Below are 20,895 nucleotides of genomic sequence, written 5' to 3' on the forward strand. Positions count from 1 at the left end.
GGTTCACCCGCCGATCCAAACGCGCCTCCAAAACACTTCAGATGCTCGACGTGACACTTGCCCTGTTCTTCAACCGAAATCTCAAACTGAGTCCAAAGTGAACAGTCCCCCACAAGGGGGAGGGTGACATCGAGTGCTTTGCACAATCGAGCCAATGCACAACGCCCACCCCCCCTTGTGGGAAGGGAGGGGGGGGTGCTTTTTTGACAAAGGATCAACGCCAGTTGACCTGTAAGCCGGGTTCTGTAGGGCCCGCATCCGAAGCTGCGGACGTGGTGACCATTCATCTGCGACGCCTGTTGCCAGGACGCCTTGTGCAACCAACCCGGATGATCTGGCCTCAAAACCGGCTGGGGCCGAAGCCCCGCGTCATCCCTATTTGGTCTTGCTCCCGGTGGGGTTTACCGTGCCGTCCCTGTTGCCAGGTCCGCGGTGCGCTCTTACCGCACCCTTTCACCCTTACTCCAGCATGCTGGAGCGGTTTACTTTCTGTGGCACTTTCCCTGAGGTCGCCCTCGCCGGGCGTTATCCGGCACCGTGTTTCGATGGAGCCCGGACTTTCCTCCATCCAGCAGTTACCCACTGGACAGCGGCCACCCGGTCAACTGGCAGCGCAGCTTTAGACAGGGATTGCCGCAACGGCAAGCTCAAGAGATCAGTTTAGGCTGCGGCGGCTTGGTGATGGCGTTGTAGGCCTGGTTGATCGAGGCCATGCGGGCGGTGGCGATATCGATCAATTCGCCCGGAACGCCGCGGGCGATCAGCCGGTCCGGATGATGTTCCGCCACGAGCGAGCGATACACCCGGCGCACTTCCTCGGGCTTGGCATCGGGCGATAGCCCCAGCACCATATAGGGATCGACCCCAGCTTCCAGCATCACATGCTGGGCTGCCATCTGCTCGAACCGCGCCTCGTCGAAGCCGAAGATATCGCTGACCGATTTCAGGTATTCCAGCTCGGCCTCATGCACCATGCCATCAGCAGTGGCGATGAAGAACAGGCTGTCGAGCACATGCTCCAGCGTTTCCGGGCTATCGGCAAAGAAGCGGCCGATCTTGCGAGCATAGTGTTCGTAGCCAGCCACGTCCTGCTTGGCCAGGTTGAACAGTTTTTCGACCTGCAATTGCTGGGCGGCAGCCACTTCCACAGTGGCGTTGAAAGCGCGCACTTCGGATGCGGTCACCGCGCCATCGGCCATCGCCATCTTGGCGGCCAGAGCAATCAGCGCCAAGGTGAAGGCCGCATCGCGCCCGCCGGGCAGCCAGGTGTCGGGATCAAGAATATTGGCAACCGAGCCGGCAAGGCCGGTGCGACGGGAGAATGAACCGAGAAAATCGGCCAGCTTGTGCCAGATATCGGGGTTGTCTTCGGGCTTGCGCACGCAACAGAACGTCATGGCAGCCTCCTGACCGAACCGGTGAAAGGCATCATTGCCAATCGTGATTTGCCGCAGGATAACGTCTGCGGACCAAACGGTCCACCGCTACATCGTCACGGCAGGCCTGCCTCAGTCGCTGAAGAAATTGTACTGGGCGCTGCTGCGGACCGGGCCGAGATTGCGGTCACGCGTATGCGGGCGCGGATTTCGGTCATTGGGGCCGTCGCCAAGAAAGAAGCCATCGGCATCATATTGCGAACTGGCCTGTCCGCCACCGCGCTGCCGCACCAGAAATTCGGACAGCGGGCCGGTTTCCCAATCCTGCAGATCATCGGCGCTGACAATATCGGTCGGCGGCTTGGGCATATCGATCTGCGGCACGGGCGAGTTGATGCGCGGCTTCTGGATCGAGGCCGTGGTGGTCTGGTCAATGATCAGCGGCGCTTCGGCCTGAGTCGGGCGCATCGACAGTGGCATTGGCACCGGAGCGATTTTGTGCGGCGCAATCGAGCTGACCTGGATCGGATCGATCGCTGCTGCCTGCGACTGGATGGCCGCGGTCTGCACCGGCGCGGGCTGCGCAATGGCTGGCTTGGTTACCACCGGCTGGGCCGGCGTCGCCACGGCCTGAGTGGCATCAGTAATGTACGACGGCAGCTTCTTGCCCGTGGCGAGGAAGTCATTGACCACCGCGCTATTTGCGACTTGAATTGGTTTTTCAATAGCTTGCGCGGGCCTGGCCACGACCGCCGGCTTGCTCGCCTCGGCGACCGCAACGGGTTTTGGCCGTGCGCTCGCCGGCAGTGGGAACACGTCCGGCACGCGCGCTTCAGCGACCACACTGGCACTTGGGGCAAAGCGCGAGGTGACAAAGTCAGCCGAAAGCACCCCGACGACGACGATGACGCCGGCCCAGGCAAGCCCGTTGGTGATCTTCCCGTTCATCTGCATTTTACGCGCCCCGTACCGAGATTCGCTCCGCGCACACCGGAACGCAAGTTAGTGGCCATTGTGTGAACCATGCTCGAATCACACGATACGGCCATCGATCTGAACGGTATCTGAACGAAATTCATTCCGTGATCGCTAGTCCGGTCGTCGACCCAGCAGCCGGGCCAAAGCCAGCACCAGATTGGACCGGTTAAGCGTCAGGAAATGAAACTCGGTGATGCCGGCATCGACCAGTTCAAGCACCTGTTCGGCAGCGACTGCCGACGCCACCAGCGCATGGGTTTCCGGATCATCGTCGAGCCCCTCGAACCGGCTGGCGAGCCAGGGCGGGATCGACGCGCCGCATTTGGCGGCAAAGCTCGAAATCAGCTTGAACGAGTGGATCGGCTGAATACCCGGCACGATCGATGCAGTAATCCCCGCCGCCGCCGCCCGGTCGAGCAGGCGGAAGTAATCGTCATTGTCGAAGAACATCTGGGTGATGGCCCGCGTGGCGCCCGCATCCAGCTTGCGCTTCAGGTTGTCGATTTCCTCATCCCAATTGGCGCTCTGTGGATGCTTTTCTGGATAGGCGGCAACCGAAATATCGAAATCGCCGATACGACGGATGCCCGCCACTAGGTCGGCCGCGTTCTCATAGCCCCCCGGATGTTGCACGAACGGCATGCCGACCCCTGCCGGGGAGTCGCCACGCAGCGCGACGATGCGGGAAATGCCCGCAGCCTGATACCCACGCACGACCTCATCGACCTCGTCGCGGGTCGCGCCGACGCACGTCAGGTGCGCTGCAGCATCGACACCGGTATCGGTCTTGACCTTGGAGACCATGCGCAGGGTGCGTTCGCGGGTCGAGCCGCCTGCCCCATAGGTCACCGACACGAAGCGCGGCTTCAGTGGCGCCAGCTTGTGGATCGAGTCCCAGAATTTTTCCTCCATGACATCGGTCTTGGGCGGGAAGAATTCGAACGAGATTTGCAGCTCGGGCCGGTCCTTGGCAGAACGCCGGCTGGCCCGGTCATGGTCGTGTGACATCGTCATCTATCCAGTTGAGTATTTGAAGAACCAGTGGCGGTCAGTCGCCACAGGCAAACGGTAAGGCCATCGGCGCCGCTGCCGCTGGGAAACTCGCGTTCCAGCGCTACGCGCAGCCCGAGCGCCGCGGCCCATCCATCCATCTGGGCAGAGGACAGGCCGAGGCGGCGATGGGCCTGCTCAGCGCGCAGAAATTCGTGGTCATGCGGCGCAAAATCCACGATCAGGATCGACCCGTCGGGCTTGAGCAGGCGTTTGGCCTGCGCCAGCATTCGGCCCGGATCGTCGAAATAATGCAGCACTTGATGCAGCACCACGACATCGGCGGGGCCGATGGCTGGGTCAAGCTCGGCGATATCACCCAGGCGCACCTGCGCATGGCCGATCGAGGCGGCAATCAGTTTAGCCCGAGCCACCGCCAGCATTTCGCGGCTGGAATCGATGCCGATGCCGCGCTTGTAGAGCCCGGTCAGCACTTCGAGCATGCGCCCGGTACCGGTGCCCAGATCAATCAGCAGATCGACGGCGCGGCCGCCCAGCGCTTCAAGCACGGCGGCTTCCACCGCCGATTCCGGCACGTGCAGCGCGCGCAACTCGTCCCAACTGCCAGCGACCTTGGCAAAATAGTCGGCAGCCTGGGCCTGCTGGGCGGCGCGGGAGGCGTTCTGCCGCTCGCGATCGCGCTTGCGAGTGGCGTCATTGTCGATGCGCGCCACCAGCCATTGCGCCAGCGCCGCCGCGTCACCCTCCTGCGTCAGCCCATAATAGGCCCAGGCGCCTTCGGCATTACGCCGCACCAGCCCCGCATCGGCCAGCAGTTTGAGATGGCGGGAGACGCGCGGTTGGCTCTGCCGCAGAATTTCGGTAAGATCCTTGACGGTGTGATCGCCCTCGGCCAGCAACGCCAACAGCCGCAGCCGGGTATCTTCCCCTGCCGCCTTCAGCACCCCGACCAATGTATTCAGCTCAACCATCGCCCCTCACATCATATAAAGATATCTTTATATGTGTTGCGAGGGAAGGTCTAGAGGATTTGGGCGACAGAGACTTCAGAGGCACTGTTATTTCAGTCGGCACCCTCACCCTTGTGGGGAGGGATCAAGGGAGGGGGCGGGCAAGCCCGAACACGGCGACTCCGCACACCCCCTCCCGGCCTCCCCCATCAAGGGGGAGGTGTCGGGCCGGTGGTCGTGAGAGCGCGGCACCTCAAACAGCAGCTTTCCCGGCGCTTAGGCGCTGGCGCGCTCATCCTGGTTCTGGCGACGGCGGAAGGCGTGAGCGCGCCAGAGATCGAAGATGCCGCTGGCTTCATCGTGGCTGATGGTTTCAAAGCGCACGGCGATATTGCGCTTGTCCTGCTCGGTGGGCAGGTCGCGCCACGGCAGGGTCGCCACTACGGCCTCGAACAGGTCCGGGCTCAGGCCGGCGGCCTTGAGGGCCACGGTGATCGCCACATAATCCTGCGCCGCCAGCCACTTGATCAGCACTTCCGGGCTGACCTTGAGCATCACGGTGAGGGCCGCCGCCGCGTGGTGACCATAGCCAAAGCGGGCAAACCGGGCCAGCGCTTTGCTGTCGAGATGGCGGCGATCACTGAGCGCCTTGACCTGATTATAGGCCACCTTCCATTCGGTCGCCGAAAAGCCGGCGCGGTTGCGCAGGCGATTATAGACCAGTGCGTTGACAGTGCTTTCGGCCGATGGTTCGCCGCGTTTGTCCACCACGCCCAGGGTTTGCATGACCTTGCCGGCGACGGTGTCGATCTGGCCGCGCAGCGAGCGCCAGTCGATATCGGTCCGACCGCGCAAATCGGCGGCAATTTCGACATCGGCGGTGGCCCGAGCCACCAGCTTTTCCAGCGTGGAGTGGCCGAATTCGGCATTGGTATTGCGCACGAGGCGCTTGATCGAAGCAGTGCCACCATTATCGACAATGGCTTCGCCGACGCGGTCCGGCAACTTGAAACGGCCAGCAATGGCAACCCGATGGGCCTCGGTGCGATTGCCGATGATATCGATCAGATCGTCATCGGACAGCACATTGGAAAATTCCAGCAGCGGGCGGGCCACATCGATCATGTCATTGGCCAGCTTGACCACCACAGTGCCCGGAGCGCGCTCCAGCGGCGCCAGCAGCTTGGCAACGTGAGTGCGCGCTTCAACTTCGACCAGTTCGGCCAGATGGCACAGCACGTCATCATATTGGGCGACCTGTTCGTCGTCGCAGCGATCCGACACGTAGGCAAACAATTGCGCGGTATTGCGGAACAACTGGTCCCGTTCCGACAAATTGGCCTCCCCGGTCAATACGCGAAAGCTGGCAAACGCCTTCTGGCCCTCGTCAAGTTCGCTCATGTTCGCCCTCTCCCCGATCAAGCCTTGCTGTTGAGTGTCAGATTGACAGGCGAATGATCAGGTCCGCTGAAAACTCGCGGGGCGATTTAATTCAAATTGTCGGCATTTCTACCCACGCAAAAGCGCGCGCGGACGTTGAACGCCCATTATTGCGGAGCACTCAGAGCGACCCGCTATGCCCGCGCCGTCCTGCCACGCTGCTGAAAGCTGTTCCAGCTGAACATGGCCAGCGATACCCAGATCAGGGCAAAACTGATCAGCCGGGTCGCATTGAGCTGTTCGCCGAACACCGTGATGGCCAGCACGAACTGGATCGACGGCGCGATGTACTGGAACATGCCAATCGTGGTCATCCGCAGCCGCTGCACCCCATAGGCAAACAGCAACAGCGGCACCGCAGTGGCCGGGCCGGTAAGTAGCGACAGCGTCAACTGCAGCGGATCGGTGAATTGCGCCGTGCCCACTGTCGCGATCTGGAAGATCACATAGATCAGCGCCACCGGCGCAATCATCAGCGTTTCGGCAAACAAGCCGGTGGTGGAGCCGACCGACGCAGTTTTGCGGAAATAGCCGTAAAATCCAAACGAGAATGCCAGCCCCAGCGCAATGAACGGGATGCCGCCTAGGCCGACCGATTGCAGCAGGATCGCCACGGCGGCGACGGCAATCGACATTGTCTGCCAGAAGTTCTGCCGCTCGCCGAGCAGCACCATGCCGATGCCGATATTGACCAGCGGGTTGATGAAATAGCCAAAGCTGGCCTGCAGCACCTGCCCGCTTTCCACGGCCCAGACATAGAGCAGCCAATTGCCGGACAGCAGCACGGCGGACAGCAACATGACCCGCACCTTGCGGCCGTCGGCCAGCACGGCGCGCACTTCGCCCATCTTGCCGGTGACCAAAAGGATCACGCCGACCAGGACCAGCGACCAGATGGTGCGTTCGGCAACGATCATGACCGGGCCGACGCCTTCCATGGCGTGAAACAGCAGCGGCAGGAACCCCCACAGGAAGTAGGCGCTGAGGGCGGCAATCACCCCGCCCCGCACATCGACGGCGGCAGGTGCGGCGGATTCGGCAACGGCTTCGGATGTGGTCATGGCGGTCTCGTACCAGCCGCGCGCCGCCGCGGCCAATCAAGGTTTGTGATCGCCTACCCGCAATTTTGTGATGACCGCCGCCAACCTTTTGCCCATCCGGACGTTGCATTTGAGAGGGCAGCAGCAGCCAAAACCGGAGCAAGCAAAATGAAAAAGACGGTAACCTGGATTCTTCTCGCCGATGGCGCACAGGCCCGCGTTCTCAAAAACACCGGCCCCGGAACCGGGCTGCGCCAAGTGGATGGACTGGATTTCTCGATGCCGGCTTTGCAGGCGCAGGAAATCATGGCCGACCGACCCGGCCGCGGCGCCTCATCGTCAGGCCAGCGCAGCGCCATCGAGCCCAAGACCGACCCGGTGCAATATCGCGAAGCCGAGTTCGTCAAATCCCTGGCCGACATGCTCGGCCGGCAACTGCACGACGGCGCTTATGACCGCCTGGTGATTGCCGCCTCGCCGATTGCGCTCGGCGTCATCCGCAAGGCGATCAGCCCGGCGGTGCGCGACACCGTTTTGGCGGAGCTGGACAAGGATTTGACCAACCTGCCGACGGCGCAACTTCAGAAGCATTTTGAGGGTATTCTGGCCGTCTAGTAGACATATTTGAAATCAAGCACTTAACGCCCTGCCCGGATTCAACCCGGCAGGGCGTTGATGTATTCCGGCAAGCAGTTGAATCAGTTTACTAAGGTGTTGAATCAATGCGCGAAGGCCGATCCTCACCCACACTGGTTTCTACGCTTCGTCGTCCTCATCATCGGCGTCGCCGCCCATGATGGTATCGAGAAATTCCAGCAGCAGCGGATTGAACAGATCGGGGCGCTCGATGCTGGGAATATGCGCGACGTTTTCCAGCACCACGGCAAAGGCATTGGGCATTTCTTCGGACAGGTATTCGTGCCGTTCGATCAGCGCCGAAAAGTCCTCGTCCCCCACCACCAGCAGCGTTGGCGCATTGATCTGGCTGGCGCGGCTATAGGCCTCCGGCCGGGCAATTTCATGGTTCAGCGCCGGCTGGTTCAGCGCCTTGGCGTTCATATCGAGGAACAGCGCGCGCACGTCGCCACCAATGCGGCCACTATTGGCGCGCGGCCCGTCGAGCCATTCATGCGCCTGCACCCGGTTCAACATATCTAGATCGCCACGCTCATAGGCGTCTTCCTCCGCCATCTCGATGGCCTGTTCGACACCCTTGGATTCCCATGGCGCACCGGTCACCGAAGTGCCCAGCAGCACCAGACCAATCACCCGGCCCGGATGCTTGAGCGCAAAATCCATGGCGAGGCCGCCACCCATGGAGCAGCCGACCAGGATCGCCGCATGAATATCCTGCGCCGCCAGCAGCGCTTCCAGATCGCCCAGATGGCTGAATGCAACGTCCTCGGAAACCGTCTCGCCATAGCCGCGCCGGTCATAGGCCAGGGCGCGAAAACCTTCCGCCGCCACCTCGGCCATCTGGCTCTCCCACATCCGGCTGTCGCAGACGCCGGCGTGGAGAAAAATCACCGGCAGGCCTTCGCCGGTTTCGAAGCAGGCCAGCGTCGTGCCGCTGACCTGATGCTTGAATGCACTCATTACCACGCACAAATTTCCGTATCGGTATCGCTGTTTTCCCAACAGGCCGGGTCGTCTTCGGACCTTGTATAGGTTCCAGGTAAATTGGTCGTATGTCCTTCGCCGCCGAAATCGGCAGCGCCGAACGCCACGCCGGGCGTATCCATGTTCAGATAAAACGTTGGCTTGCCCCGCCCGGAAATCATGAAACTCCCGTCGTTCGCAGTGGCCTTGAACACGCACGGATATTCGCCATCGACCGTGGTGTAACAGGTCGCGTCCTTGGCCAGCGCCGCAGCAGTGGCCAACAGGGCAAGCGCCAGGGCGCCGAGCAGAGTTTTCATGGTGGTCTCCTGCTTCCGACCTTAGCGCAGCAAACGGCGCGCGTCAGCCGCCTACCGCCACCCCAGCCCCGGCGCCACATGCTTGAGGATCATCTCGATCACATGGGCATTATACTCGACGCCAAGCTGGTTGGGCACCGTCAGCAACAGCGTATCGGCTTCGGCAATCGCGGTATCCTGCTTGAGCTCTTCGATCAGCTTGTCCGGCTCGGCGGCATAGGAGCGGCCAAACACGGCGCGCTTTTCCGGCTCGATATAGCCGAACTGATCCTCGGCATTGTTATTGCCGAAATACATGCGGTCCTTGTCGTTGACCAGGGCAAAGATCGAGCGGCTGACCGAAACGCGCGGCGTGCGGGTGTGCCCCGCCGCAGTCCAGGCCTCGCGAAAGGCACGGATCTGGTCGGCCTGCTGCACATGGAAGGGCTTGCCGCTTTCATCGAACACCAGCGTCGAGCTTTGCAGGTTCATCCCCATCGTGCCGGCCCATTGCGCCGTCGGCGTCGTCGCAGCGCCCCACCAGATCCGGTCGCGCAGGCCGGGCGAATGCGGCTCCAGCCGCAGCGCACCGGGCGGATTGGGAAACATCGGGCGCGGATTGGGCTCGGCAAAGCCGTTGCCCTTGAGCACCTCGAGCAAAACCTGCGTCTGTGCCCGCGCCATATCGGCATCGGTCTTGCCCTCTTCCGGCGCATAACCAAAATACTTGTAGCCATCGATCACCTGCTCAGGCGAGCCACGGCTGATCCCCAGCTGCAACCGCTGCCCGGCAATCAGATCGGCAGACCCCGCATCTTCGGCCATATACAGCGGGTTTTCATACCGCATATCGATCACGGCCGTGCCGATCTCGATCTTCTTGGTCCGCGCACCAATGGCCGCCAGCAGCGGAAACGGCGACGCCAACTGCCGCGCAAAATGATGCACCCGGAAATAAGCCCCATCCGCACCAAGTTCCTCCGCGGCCACCGCGAGATCAATCGATTGGAGCAATGCATCGGCCGCAGAGCGCGTGCCCGACTGCGGCGACGGCGACCAATGACCGAAGGAAAGGAAACCGATATTTTTCATGGTGGAGCTTCCAGATGATGGAGGTTAGCGCGTGCTCAACGAGGTAGCCGCGCCCAACCGTCGCTTCAAGGATCAAGAGTGTAACCGTGCCCCGTACCGACACGGACACACTGTTCACTGAAAAGGCGCAGCTTTCGCCGCGACCAATAGCCTACCGCGTCAGCGGCTTATACGTCGCCCGCTTCGGGTTCACCGCATCGGCGCCCAGCCGGCGCACCTTGTCCGCCTCGTAGTCCGCAAAGTTCCCCTCGAACCACTCCACATGGCTGTCGCCTTCAAAGGCCAGCATGTGAGTCGCCAGGCGGTCGAGGAACATACGATCATGGCTGATGATCACGGCGCAGCCGGCGAATTCCTCGAGCGCTTCTTCGAGCGCGGCGAGGGTTTCGGTGTCGAGGTCGTTAGTGGGTTCGTCGAGCAGCAGCACGTTGGCGCCGCTCTTGAGCATCTTGGCCAGATGCACGCGGTTGCGCTGGCCGCCGGAGAGATTGCCGACTTTTTGCTGCTGGTCGCCGCCCTTGAAGTTGAAGGTGGAGACATAGGCGCGCGAGTTCATCTCGCGCTTGCCCAGCATCAGCACTTCGTCGCCTTCGGAGATTTCCTCCCAGACAGTCTTGTTGGGATTGAGGCTGTCGCGACTCTGGTCGACATAGCCCATATGCACGCTTTCGGCGACGGTCACCGAACCGGCGTCAGGGGTTTCCTGCCCGGTCAGCATGCGGAACAAAGTGGTCTTGCCCGCCCCGTTCGGGCCGATAATGCCGACGATACCGCCGGGCGGCACCTTGAAGGTCAGATTATCGATCAACAGGCGATCACCATAGGATTTGCTGAGGCCTTCGATGTCGATGACGTTCTGCCCCAGGCGTTCGCCGGGCGGGATGATGATCTGGGCGCTGGTCGACTGGGTACGCGCATCGTTGAGCTTGACCAGTTCCTCATAGGATTTAAGGCGGGCCTTGGACTTGGACTGGCGCGCCTGGGGAGACTGGCCCATCCATTCGCGTTCGCGCTCCAAAACCTTCTGGCGTGCCGAATCCTCGGACTTTTCCTGCGCAAAGCGCTTGGCCTTGGCTTCCAGATAGGCGGAATAATTGCCCTCGTACGGCACGCCACGACCCCGATCGAGTTCAAGGATCCAGCCGGTGACATTGTCGAGGAAATAGCGATCATGGGTGATGATCAACACGGCGCCCTCAAACTCGCGCAAATGGCGTTCCAGCCAGGCGGTGGTTTCGGCATCCAGATGGTTGGTGGGTTCGTCGAGCAGCAGCAGGTCGGGCTTGGAGAGCAGCAGCGCGCACAGCGCCACACGGCGGCGTTCACCGCCCGAGAGCTTGGTGACATCGGCATCGCCGGGAGGGCAGCCAAGGGCTTCCATGGCCACTTCAACCTGCGATTCCAGGTCCCACAGGTTTTCCGCGTCGATCTGGTCCTGCAGCTTGGAGGCTTCGTCGGCGGTCTCGTCGGAATAGTCCATCATCAACGCGTTGTAACGGTCGATAACAGCCTTCTTTTCCTTGACCCCGGTCATGACGTTGCCAAGTACATTCAGCGCGGGATCAAGATCTGGCTCCTGCGACAGGTAGCCGAGCTTGGCGCCCTGCGCGAGCCAGGCTTCGCCGCCAAATTCGGTATCGATGCCAGCCATGATCTTGAGCAGGGTCGATTTACCCGAGCCGTTGGGGCCGAGCACGCCGATCTTGGCATCGGGGTAGAAGGAGAGATGGATATTATCCAGCACCTTCTTGCCGCCCGAATAGGCCTTGGACATTCCGTGCATGTGATAGATGAACTGGCGAGCCATAGGCTGCGAACCCCGTAACCGATTTGAATTTGGCCCGTATTTAGGACATCGCCCCGCTTCGGGCAATGGACCTCCGCGATCCGGGCGGCAATAAGCCACCCCTGCCCCGCCGCGTGACAATTTTGCCAGCGCCCCGATGGCAAAGCATCAATAGCTCGGCTAGGCTGACCCCATCGTCCCCCTCCCCCGGACACACCATGACCTTCAGCTTCCCTCGCCGTGGCCGCACGCTGGCCCACGGACAGCGCGCCGAACTGACGATTATCGACACCGTGACGGCCGGCACCAAGATTGTGCTGACCGCCGACGAGGTGATCGAAGCGCCAAACTGGACCCCGGATGGGCGGTTTCTGGTGTTCAATGCCGGCGGCAAACTGTTCCGGATGGCGGCCGATGGTAGCGGCACGCCGGCGGAAATCAACACCGCGCCCTTGGCCGATCTCAATAACGACCACGTGCTGGCCCCCGACGGAACGACGATTTATGTCAGCTCCGACGATGGGCATCTTTATGCCGTGCCATTCGAAGGCGGCACGCCGCGGCGGGTTTCCAACACCCATCGCACCCCGTTCCATTATTACCTGCATGGCATTTCGCCCGACGGGACGACATTGAGCTATGTGGCAATCGAGGGCAAAGGCGCCGAACGGCGGATCAATGTCTTCACCATTCCCGCTGCCGGCGGACCCGATACGCGGCTGACCGACATGGACATGCCCAATGACGGGCCAGAATATTCGCCGGACGGGCGCTGGATTTATTTCAACACCGAACGCGCCGCCAGCCGCCCCGGCCACGCCCAGATTTTCCGCATGAATGGGCAGGACGGCACCGAGCTGGAGCAACTGACCTTCGACCGGCAGGTCAACTGGTTCCCGCATCTGTCGCCGAACGGCAAGACCGTCGCTTTCCTGAGTTTTCCGCACGGCACGCTGGGCCATCCGGCCGACAAGGACGTGCAATTGCGGCTGATGGCGCCAGACGGCAGCGGCCAAAAAACCCTGACCAGCTTTTTCGGCGGCCAGGGCACCATCAACGTCAATTCATGGGCGCCGGACAGCCGGCTGCTGGCTTACGTCGCCTATCCCAAGGGCTAACCCCCGCGCTCCCGTCACATTTGCTTGGGCATGGTGACCGCCGGGCCGAACCATGCCAGACAGCGGTCCGAGGAGTGCTGCAATGATATTGAACGGACTGAGCCGAACCATCATCCTCGGAACGAGCCTGATCGTGCTCGCCGCCTCCGCTGCGCTGGCCCAGGACCGGCCCGTCGAACAAGCAGTCGTTGACTTCACCCTCGCCAATGGGCTGCAAGTAGTGGTTATTCCGGATCATCGCGCACCGATCGTCACCCAGATGGTCTGGTACAAGATCGGCAGCGCTGACGAGCCGCCAGGCAAATCGGGGATCGCCCATTTCTTCGAACACCTGATGTTCAAGGGCACCAGCAAGCACGCCGCCGGTGCATTCAGCGCCGCCGTCGCTGCTGTTGGTGGCAATGAAAATGCCTTCACGTCGTATGACTACACCGCGTTCTACCAGACCGTGCCGCCCAGCGCCTTGGGCACCATGATGGATTTCGAGGCTGACCGCATGCGCGGACTGGTGCTGACCGACGAGGTCATCAATTCCGAACGCGATGTCGTGCTTGAAGAGCGCCGCCAGCGCATCGACGGCAGCCCGCAGGCGCTGTTGCAGGAAGAAACCCAGGCAACGCTTTATCAGAACCACCCCTACCGCATCCCGGTCATTGGCTGGGAGCAGGAAATGGAACAGCTCAACCGCGCCGATGCGGTGGATTTTTACACGCTCTACTACGCGCCCAACAATGCCATCCTAGTGGTTGCCGGCGACGTCGACCCGGCGGCCATTCGCACAATGGCGGAGCAGACCTACGGCAAGGTGCCGCGCGGCCCCGATCTGGCGCCACGCAATCGTCCTGCGGAGCCAGAACACAATACCAGCCGCACCGTGACCATGCGTGATGCAAGGGTCAGCCTGCCCAGCTATTCGGTATCGTGGGTAGTACCATCCTATCGCATTGCCCAGCCGGGTGAAGCCGAGGCGCTGAACCTGCTCGCAGAAATTCTCGGCGGCGGCACGCGCAGCCGCATCTATCAGGACGTGGTGGTCAAATCCGGCGTCGCCGTCGATGCCGGGGCCGGCTATGACGGATCGGGCTATGACCCCGGCACGTTCGCACTCTATGGCGTGCCACAAGGCAAACACACGCTGGCCGAAGTAGAGGCAGCGGTCGCGGCGGAGGTCGCCGAAATCCTCAACGACGGCGTCACCGCCGATGAACTGGCAGCGGCCAAGGCCCGCTTTGTGCGCTCCATCATCTTTGCGCGCGACGACCAGTCCGACATGGCCAATATTTATGGCCGTGAACTGGCGGTCGGCCTGACCATAAAGGATATCGCCGAATGGCCTGATCGCATCGAGGCCGTCACCGCCCAACAGGTGCAGGACGTCGCCAAGCGATATCTGGACCCTGCCATCGGCGTCACCAGCTATCTGCTGCCGCCAGCCGACGCCGTAGGAGCAAGCAAATGATCGCGCGCCTCATCCGTCCCCTGCTGCCGCTGTGGATTGCCGCGATCAGCGCCATCGCAGTGCTGCCGGCCGCTGCCGACGTCACCTTCCAGGATGTGACCTCGCCCAAGGGCATCCATGCCTGGCTGGTCGAAGACTATTCCGTGCCGCTCATCACCATCCGCTTCGCCTTCAATGGCGGCAGTACGCAGGACCCGGCCGGCAAGGAAGGCCTCGCCAACCTGATCACGGCTTTGTTCGATGAAGGCGCCGGCGATCTCGACAGCGATGCGTTCCAGATCCGTCTCGATGCTGCCGGCGCCGAAATGGGCTTTTCCGCCAGTGTCGATGGCATCAGTGGCGGCATGCGCATGCTGGCCGATCAGCGCGATGAGGCCGTCTCGCTGCTGACCATGGCGATCCAGTCGCCGCGCTTTGATCAGAACCCGATCGATCGCATGCGCGCCCAGATCGTGGCAGGCATCCAGGCCGGCGAGCGTGATCCCCAGACCAAGGCGCAAGAGGCTTGGAGCAAGGCGATTTATGGGACCCATCCCTATGGCCGCAAATTCGAAGGCACCGCCCAAACCCTTGCTGGCGTTACTGCGGCTGACCTGCGTGCGTTCTACAAGGCCAATTTCGCCCGCGACAACCTGACGATCGGCGTGGTCGGCGCCATCGATGCGGCAACGCTCAAGACGGTGCTGGACCAGATCTTTTCCGGCCTTCCGGACAAGGCGTCAATCTCGTCCACGCCCGACCTGAACGTGGCTTATGGCCGCGACCTGCATGTGGAATATGCCCTGCCCCAAACCTCGATCTACATGGCCTACCCCGCGCTCAAGCGCGACGATCCGCAGTTCTTTGCCGCATACCTGATGAATGAAATCCTGGGCGGCTCGGATGTCGGCTCGCGCCTCTTCACCGAAGTCCGCGACAAGCGCGGGCTGGCCTATGGCGCCACCTCCTCGATCGCCAACCTCGATCATGCCGACATGCTGATCGTGGGCACCTCGACCCGGGCCGACCGCGCAACCGAAACTCTGCAGGTCATGCAGGATGTTATTGCGGGCCTCGCCAAGGACGGTCCTATGCCCCAGGAACTGGCCGCCACCAAGACCTATGCCATCGGTAGCTATGCCATCAACAATCTGGGCAATTCAGGCGCGATTGCCTCGGTGCTGGTCAGCCTGCAGCAAAAACACCTTGGCATCGACTACCTCCAGCGCCGGCCCGCCCTGATCGATGCGGTGACCATCGACGACGTGAAGGCAGTGGCTAAACAACTGCTGGGCGTCAAACCGACGATTTTGACCGTAGGTCCGGCAGCACCGCCCAAGCCTTGATCGCCCTTACGGCGCCTTGAACCCCAGATACTGCCGGATCTGGTCGTCCTGCTCGGTCTTCTGGATCACTACGCCCCACCAGCCCAAGCCGTCATATTCCTGATAGCCGAGGGTCTTGGCAAAGGCGACGATATTGCCCGAACCGTCGTAATAGCTGCCGCGCGCCAGATCCTGATGGCGCAGGTCGAACGGCTTGAACAGCAGCTCCGGATCGGAGGTGGCGATCACGCGCCCGGCCTGGTCGAGTAGCATTACCAGCGTACGCGCCTTGACCTGTGGCGGCAAAGCCGCCTCCTTCTCGACAATGGCGTGACCCTGGTCCTGCCAATCGAAATACACGCCCAGCGTACCGATGACTTTACCATTGGTCTGGCCGCCGCTGCGCACGGCGGTGCCATAAACCAGCACTTCGCGCCCGCCATGCAGCCGGCTGACCTCGACCTCGCCAACCACATAATCATCGCCTGAGGCGGTGGCGCGAGCGGCACGAAACCAGGGTTCGCGGGACATATCGGCGCCGACAATCTCACGGGCATATTTCGGGTTGGCGCTGGCGACGACGCGGCCTTGCAGGTCAGTCAGCACCAGATCGCCATAGACACTGTAGAACCGGTTGATCGTTGCCAGCCGGTCCGCGGCAAATTTCATCTTGTCAGGGTCGCCTGCTTCCAGCGCCACCCAGAAGGCGGTATCGGTGGCCCACCAGCGCACGTCGGCGGTGCGTTCATAAAGATTACGCACGATCAACTGCACCAGCGTCTGCGCCAGATCAATCAGCCTTGCGCCTTCCATTTCCTCAACCAGCGATTCCGACATCGACCGGCTGAGAGCGATGCGGCCAAGCAGGATTTCCTGGAAGCGTACGGCGATATCGGCGGCGCGATCGGCAAGGCGCTGCACTTCATCGGCAACCACGGCAAAGCCCTTGCCTGAATCACCGGCACGTGCGGCCTCGATAATGGCGTTGATGGCCACCATTTTGGTCTGTTTGACGATCTGCTGATTGGATGTGGAATAGCTTTGCAGCTCGCCACTAATGCCGTCCATCACCACCCGCATGGCGCGTGGCGAGGCTGCCACCGCCGCTTTTTCAGTTACACTCATGCGCTCATCCCAACTGCACCATTGGTGCCCCAAGGGAGGCGCGGTCGACTGCGCAAAGTTCCTTTGCACAGACCTCCCGATCCTTCAGGGCAGACAGCATTGAGCAAATCTAGCGTGGCAGATGTGACGATATGGTAAATAAATTGTTGCGACGGGAGATTTGGTTCCAGGCAATTATGGCAGGGCGTTCTCTAATCGAATGGATATCGACTTGAAGGCCGGCGTCTTGCTGCGCGGATCAACAGCAGTTCCCACCAGAATATTGGCCTCGGGATAGTATGCCATAGCGCTGCCACGCGGCAGATCAAAGCCTTTGACAACGCAAGTCATCCGGCCCGTATCCGACGCCACCGTGATGCGCGCGCCTTCGATTACGCCGAATGCCGCCATGTCGTCACGATTGAGGAACACCGCATCGCGCCCGGCGCCACCGCGGTAACTATCTGTTTCTTCATAGATAATTGTGTTGAACTGACCTTCGCTACGCACCGTGGCCATGCTGAGTTGCCCGATCGGGGCGGCCGGTAGCGGCGTCACCACGAAGTGCGCTCGACCATCCGGTGTGCCGAATACAGGCGTATGCATTACCCGGCTCTTGATGTGAAATTCCTGCTTGGCCACATCGATATCGGCCAATTGCTCGAGCCCCGGCACAATCGCTGCAATCGCTTCGCGCACCTTGCTGTGCTGCGCAAAAGCGGTGAAATCGATCGGGCAATCGGGCAAAACCCGCTTGCCGATATCGCACAGAATATGGCTCTCCGGGCGCACATTGGACAGGCGGCGAATGCCGCCATCGCTGAGGCGCACATAATTGAACATCGACTCCTGCGTCGTCGGCTGCCATTCCTCGTCGCGCGCCGTCACCGGCAGAACCAGCACTTCGCCCTCGCCCAGACCATTGACGTGGCCCATATTCAGCGTTGTGGTCAAAAACAGCTTGAAGCCGATGGCCTCCACGGCGCGGCTGGCAAAGGCGGTATCGGGCGTAGCACCCCACAGATTGCCGCCCATGATCACCGCACTGTCGATCTCGCCCCGCTCGGCAGATTTGAGACAGGCCATGGTGTCCATGCCCTTCTCCTCCGGGAACCTCATGCCGAAGGCGGTTTCCATCTTGGCCAGCACGTCCTTGGCCAACACCGGCTTGACGCCAATGGTGCCGATGCCCTGCACATTGGAATGCCCGCGCAGCGGCAACAACCCGGAAAAGCGCTTGCCGATCATGCCGCGCAGCAACGCCAGATTGGCAATCGCCTCGACATTGGCGACGCCGTGCAGATGATGGGTCATGCCCATGCCCCAGGCAAACACCGCGTTTTTGGCCCTGCCATATTGGCGCGCGATATGTTCGATCTCATCGCGGGAAATGCCACAGGCCGCGGTGACGTCGTCCCACCCCAACGCATCGAGATCGGCTTTGTAGCCTGCAAAGCCATTGGAGTAAGCGGCAATGAAGCTGTCATCGGCCAGGCCCAGCGCGACTACAGCCTTGGCGATGCCCTTCATCAGCGCGATATCCGAGCCGATGCGCGGCTGCAGGTAGTCCGAGGCGATCTCGCTGCCGCCCTTGAGCATCGAGGACGGCGATTTCGGCACCGCGAACTTGACCAGGCCCGGCTCCTTGGCCGGATTGATCACGATCACCTGCCCGCCCCGCTCACGGCAGTTCTTGAGCATGTGAATGAAGCGCGGATGATTGGACGACGGATTGGCGCCGATCACGAAAATCAGATCGGCCCCGGTCAAATCCTCCAGCTCCACGCTGGCAGTGCCCTTGCCGATGGTGGTCGCCAGCCCCTCGCTGGTGGCCTGGTGGCAATAATAGGAGCAGTTGTTGACGTTGTTGGTGCCGTAGGCGCGGGCCAGGAGCTGAAAGATAAACCCCGCCTCGTTCGATGACCGGCCCGACGAATAAAAGAAGCTGCGCGCCGGATCGGTGGCCTTGAGCTTTTCGGCCGCATGGGCGATCGCCCACTCCCAATCGACAACGCGATAGCGCTGGCTGCCTGCAGCCTTGAAAATCGGCGTCCCGAGCCGGCCGAGATGCTCCATCTCCTTGCCGGTCAACTCGCGCAGATCGGCAAGCTCGTGCTCGAACACTTCATGTGGAATCGCCGCCTGCACATCGGTCGACTGTGCCTGCACGGATTTGTTGCAGACGGATGGGAATTCGTTGAGTTCATTGGTCATGCCGCCGCGCTGGCCGCCCATGCCATAGGCACAGGCCTTGCAGGCGTTCTTGGAGGTCAGCGCCTTGGCCGCCTTGCCCAGACCCATGCGGGTCACCGTCTGCAAGGTGTACAATACCTTCTTCGGCCCGCCGCCGACGATCTGCTTATCCATATGGGCCATGCTTTCCTCCAACGCACTATTGTTGTGACTGGAAAGCGTTTCGCAAGAGAAAAGGGCGCGAGCCATAGACTCGCGCCCCACCGGAGAGGCCACAAAGGAGCGTCAGCCTTTGCAGCTTCCACCGCTCGGATGACGGTTATCGCAAACCGTCAAATTCCACTGAATTGGATTGCTGCTGAATGAACGGCTCAGCAGCAGGTCGGTTCCCCCACATTGTCCATTGTGATCAAGCCACTGGCGACAAATGCAAAAGCCCCACGCCGTGTTTCAGGCATGGGGCCGAGGCAGTCGGTGCAAACAACCTCTGCCGAAGGCGAAACCTTCGGTGGACAATATCTATCGCAAAGATCGCCGTGGGTCACCCGCCCAGCCGCACTTATGCAGCAACCAAAACACCCCTGATAACGTTAGTTAACAGCGCAGTATGCAATCAAGCCAAACATGCCTAAAGATTAAGCAACAGTAAACGCATCTGCCCAGAGAACCGGCACTGACCTTGACGGTCAGGATGGGCTTTTGCGCCTTTGTGACGGCAGTTTTGCACTCCCATCAATTGAATCAATGTCTTAGTGCATGCGGGTAAGCCGTGGCACGGCCTTTGCAATTGTTCTGACGGTGCAAACACACAGCTGTCGGAGGTTAATATGACAGATCTAAACCGCACAATCGCGGGTCTTGGGCTAGGCGTCGCGATGTCCATGGGGGCGTTCGCTCCCGTGGCGGCTTTTGCGGAAGATACGATCAAGGTAGGCGTCCTGCATTCGCTCTCGGGTACGATGGCGATTTCGGAAACCACCCTCAAGGACACGATGCTCTTCCTGATCGATGAGCAGAACAAAAAGGGCGGCTTGCTCGGCAAGCAACTTGAAGCCGTCGTGGTCGATCCCGCCTCCGACTGGCCGCTGTTTGCCGAAAAGGCGCGCGAACTGATCGCCGTCGACAAGGTCGCAGCCGTGTTCGGCTGCTGGACGTCGTCCTCGCGTAAATCGGTTCTGCCAGTGTTCAAGGAACTGAACTCGATCCTGTTCTACCCAGTGCAGTACGAAGGCGAAGAGTCCGAAAAGAACGTGATCTACACCGGCGCCGCTCCCAACCAGCAGGCTATCCCGGCTGTCGATTACCTGATGAGCGAAGAAGGCGGTTCGGTGAAGCGCTGGGTGCTTGAAGCGACCGACTATGTCTATCCACGCACGACCAACAAGATCCTGGAGCAGTACCTCTTGGACAAGGGTGTTGCCGCTGCTGACATCAAGATCAACTACACTCCGTTCGGCTTCTCCGATTGGCAGACCGAAGTTGCCGCGATCAAGGAATTCGGCTCGGCCGGCATGAAGACTGCCGTGGTTTCCACCATCAACGGCGACGCCAACGTGCCGTTCTATAAGGAACTCGCCAACCAGGGCATCAAGGCTGAAGACATTCCAGTCGTGGCCTTCTCGGTCGGTGAAGAAGAACTGGCCGGCATGGACACGTCCAACCTCGTTGGTCACCTTGCCGCCTGGAACTACTTCGAATCCGTCCAGACCCCGGAAAATGCCGCTTTCATCAAGTCGTGGCACGAGTACATCAAGAACGACAAGCGCACCACCAACGACCCGATGGAAGCCGCGTACCTTGGCTTCAACCTCTGGGTGAAAGCCGTGGAAAAGGCTGGCAGCACCGATACCGACAAGGTTCTCGCTGCCATCGTTGGCCTGTCCGTTCCGAACCTGACCGGCGGCACCGCCACCGTTCTGCCGAACCACCACCTGACCAAGCCGGTTCTGATCGGCGAAATCCAGGCTGACGGCCAGTTTGACATCGTCAAGCAGACCGAACCAGTACCGGGCGATGCCTGGTCTGACGTTCTGCCGGAAGACAAGGGCATTGAAGCTGACTGGACCGATCCGCTGACCGGTTGCGGCCACTTCGACACCGCCACCAAGACCTGCGGCGCGGCCCCAGCTCCCTGATCTGACTTCGG

17 protein-coding genes and 1 other RNA gene are annotated in these 20,895 nt (G+C 61.2%); 5 read left to right on the forward strand and 13 right to left on the reverse strand.

Annotated elements, in window-relative coordinates:
* Positions 1-216 precede the first annotated feature (216 nt).
* The 7 genes from rnpB to rarD all read right to left on the reverse strand — a co-directional run bounded on the left by rnpB (position 217) and on the right by rarD (position 6,816).
* Positions 217-609: RNase P RNA component class A (rnpB, locus tag ABIT12_RS04730), an RNA gene on the reverse strand.
* Between the two features lie 38 nt (positions 610-647).
* A complete protein-coding gene (locus tag ABIT12_RS04735) occupies positions 648-1,397 on the reverse strand; it encodes a DnaJ family molecular chaperone (RefSeq protein WP_348040652.1) in 750 nt (249 codons plus the stop codon).
* Between the two features lie 111 nt (positions 1,398-1,508).
* Positions 1,509-2,330, reverse strand: a complete 822-nt coding sequence (locus ABIT12_RS04740; protein ID WP_348040654.1) for a hypothetical protein — start codon at positions 2,328-2,330, stop codon at positions 1,509-1,511.
* Positions 2,331-2,465: 135 nt separating this feature from the next.
* Positions 2,466-3,362 carry a methylenetetrahydrofolate reductase [NAD(P)H] gene (gene metF / locus ABIT12_RS04745; RefSeq protein ID WP_348040656.1) on the reverse strand — a complete coding sequence of 299 codons (897 nt, stop codon included), beginning with the start codon at positions 3,360-3,362 and terminating at the stop codon, positions 2,466-2,468.
* A gap of 2 nt (positions 3,363-3,364) precedes the next feature.
* Positions 3,365-4,336: a metalloregulator ArsR/SmtB family transcription factor gene (locus ABIT12_RS04750; protein WP_348040658.1), complete on the reverse strand. Its 972-nt coding sequence runs from the start codon at positions 4,334-4,336 to the stop codon at positions 3,365-3,367.
* A 255-nt stretch (positions 4,337-4,591) separates the two neighbouring features.
* Positions 4,592-5,716 carry a DUF2336 domain-containing protein gene (locus tag ABIT12_RS04755; RefSeq protein WP_348040660.1) on the reverse strand — a complete coding sequence of 375 codons (1,125 nt, stop codon included), beginning with the start codon at positions 5,714-5,716 and terminating at the stop codon, positions 4,592-4,594.
* A gap of 173 nt (positions 5,717-5,889) precedes the next feature.
* The gene (gene rarD / locus ABIT12_RS04760; RefSeq protein ID WP_348040662.1) at positions 5,890-6,816 is read right to left on the reverse strand and encodes an EamA family transporter RarD; all 927 of its coding nucleotides are present in this window, start codon (positions 6,814-6,816) and stop codon (positions 5,890-5,892) included.
* A gap of 147 nt (positions 6,817-6,963) precedes the next feature.
* Here rarD and ABIT12_RS04765 point away from each other — a divergent pair, with 147 nt between their 5' ends.
* Entirely contained in the window at positions 6,964-7,410 is a 447-nt protein-coding gene (locus ABIT12_RS04765) for a host attachment protein (RefSeq protein ID WP_348040664.1), read from the forward strand.
* 141 nt (positions 7,411-7,551) lie between these two features.
* Here the strand turns inward: ABIT12_RS04765 and ABIT12_RS04770 are convergent, their stop codons facing one another.
* From ABIT12_RS04770 to ettA, 4 genes are all read right to left on the reverse strand, one after another.
* Entirely contained in the window at positions 7,552-8,391 is an 840-nt protein-coding gene (locus ABIT12_RS04770; protein WP_348040666.1) for an alpha/beta hydrolase, read from the reverse strand.
* Complete coding sequence (locus tag ABIT12_RS04775) at positions 8,391-8,714, reverse strand: hypothetical protein (RefSeq protein ID WP_348040668.1); 324 nt, start codon at positions 8,712-8,714, stop codon at positions 8,391-8,393. The genes ABIT12_RS04770 and ABIT12_RS04775 overlap by 1 nt, the downstream gene beginning before the upstream one ends.
* Positions 8,715-8,765: 51 nt before the next feature.
* Positions 8,766-9,785, reverse strand: a complete 1,020-nt coding sequence (locus tag ABIT12_RS04780) for an LLM class flavin-dependent oxidoreductase (protein WP_348040670.1) — start codon at positions 9,783-9,785, stop codon at positions 8,766-8,768.
* A gap of 151 nt (positions 9,786-9,936) precedes the next feature.
* Positions 9,937-11,592 carry an energy-dependent translational throttle protein EttA gene (gene ettA, locus ABIT12_RS04785; RefSeq protein ID WP_348040672.1) on the reverse strand — a complete coding sequence of 552 codons (1,656 nt, stop codon included), beginning with the start codon at positions 11,590-11,592 and terminating at the stop codon, positions 9,937-9,939.
* A 197-nt stretch (positions 11,593-11,789) separates the two neighbouring features.
* Between ettA and ABIT12_RS04790 the strand changes: the two genes are divergently transcribed.
* The 3 genes from ABIT12_RS04790 (at position 11,790) to ABIT12_RS04800 (ending at position 15,473) form a co-directional block, all read left to right on the forward strand.
* Positions 11,790-12,689 (forward strand): biopolymer transporter Tol, encoded by a 900-nt coding sequence (locus ABIT12_RS04790; protein WP_348040674.1) that lies wholly within the window; start codon positions 11,790-11,792, stop codon positions 12,687-12,689.
* Positions 12,690-12,771: 82 nt separating this feature from the next.
* The gene (locus ABIT12_RS04795) at positions 12,772-14,148 is read left to right on the forward strand and encodes a pitrilysin family protein (protein WP_348040676.1); all 1,377 of its coding nucleotides are present in this window, start codon (positions 12,772-12,774) and stop codon (positions 14,146-14,148) included.
* The gene (locus ABIT12_RS04800; RefSeq protein ID WP_348040680.1) at positions 14,145-15,473 is read left to right on the forward strand and encodes a pitrilysin family protein; all 1,329 of its coding nucleotides are present in this window, start codon (positions 14,145-14,147) and stop codon (positions 15,471-15,473) included. Before ABIT12_RS04795 ends, ABIT12_RS04800 begins: the two co-directional genes overlap by 4 nt.
* Before the next feature lie 6 nt (positions 15,474-15,479).
* Here the strand turns inward: ABIT12_RS04800 and ABIT12_RS04805 are convergent, their stop codons facing one another.
* Together ABIT12_RS04805 and ABIT12_RS04810 are read right to left on the reverse strand one after the other, a co-directional pair.
* A complete protein-coding gene (locus tag ABIT12_RS04805; RefSeq protein WP_348040683.1) occupies positions 15,480-16,577 on the reverse strand; it encodes a methyl-accepting chemotaxis protein in 1,098 nt (365 codons plus the stop codon).
* A 174-nt stretch (positions 16,578-16,751) separates the two neighbouring features.
* Positions 16,752-18,932 (reverse strand): FdhF/YdeP family oxidoreductase, encoded by a 2,181-nt coding sequence (locus ABIT12_RS04810; RefSeq protein ID WP_348040685.1) that lies wholly within the window; start codon positions 18,930-18,932, stop codon positions 16,752-16,754.
* Between the two features lie 644 nt (positions 18,933-19,576).
* On the opposite strand from ABIT12_RS04810, the gene urtA reads away from it, so the two are divergent.
* Entirely contained in the window at positions 19,577-20,884 is a 1,308-nt protein-coding gene (gene urtA, locus ABIT12_RS04815) for an urea ABC transporter substrate-binding protein (RefSeq protein WP_407065588.1), read from the forward strand.
* The last annotated feature ends 11 nt before the right edge of the window (positions 20,885-20,895 follow it).

Source organism: Devosia sp. (assembly GCF_039927955.1).
In the GTDB taxonomy this organism is placed as follows: Bacteria; Pseudomonadota; Alphaproteobacteria; order Rhizobiales; family Devosiaceae; genus Devosia.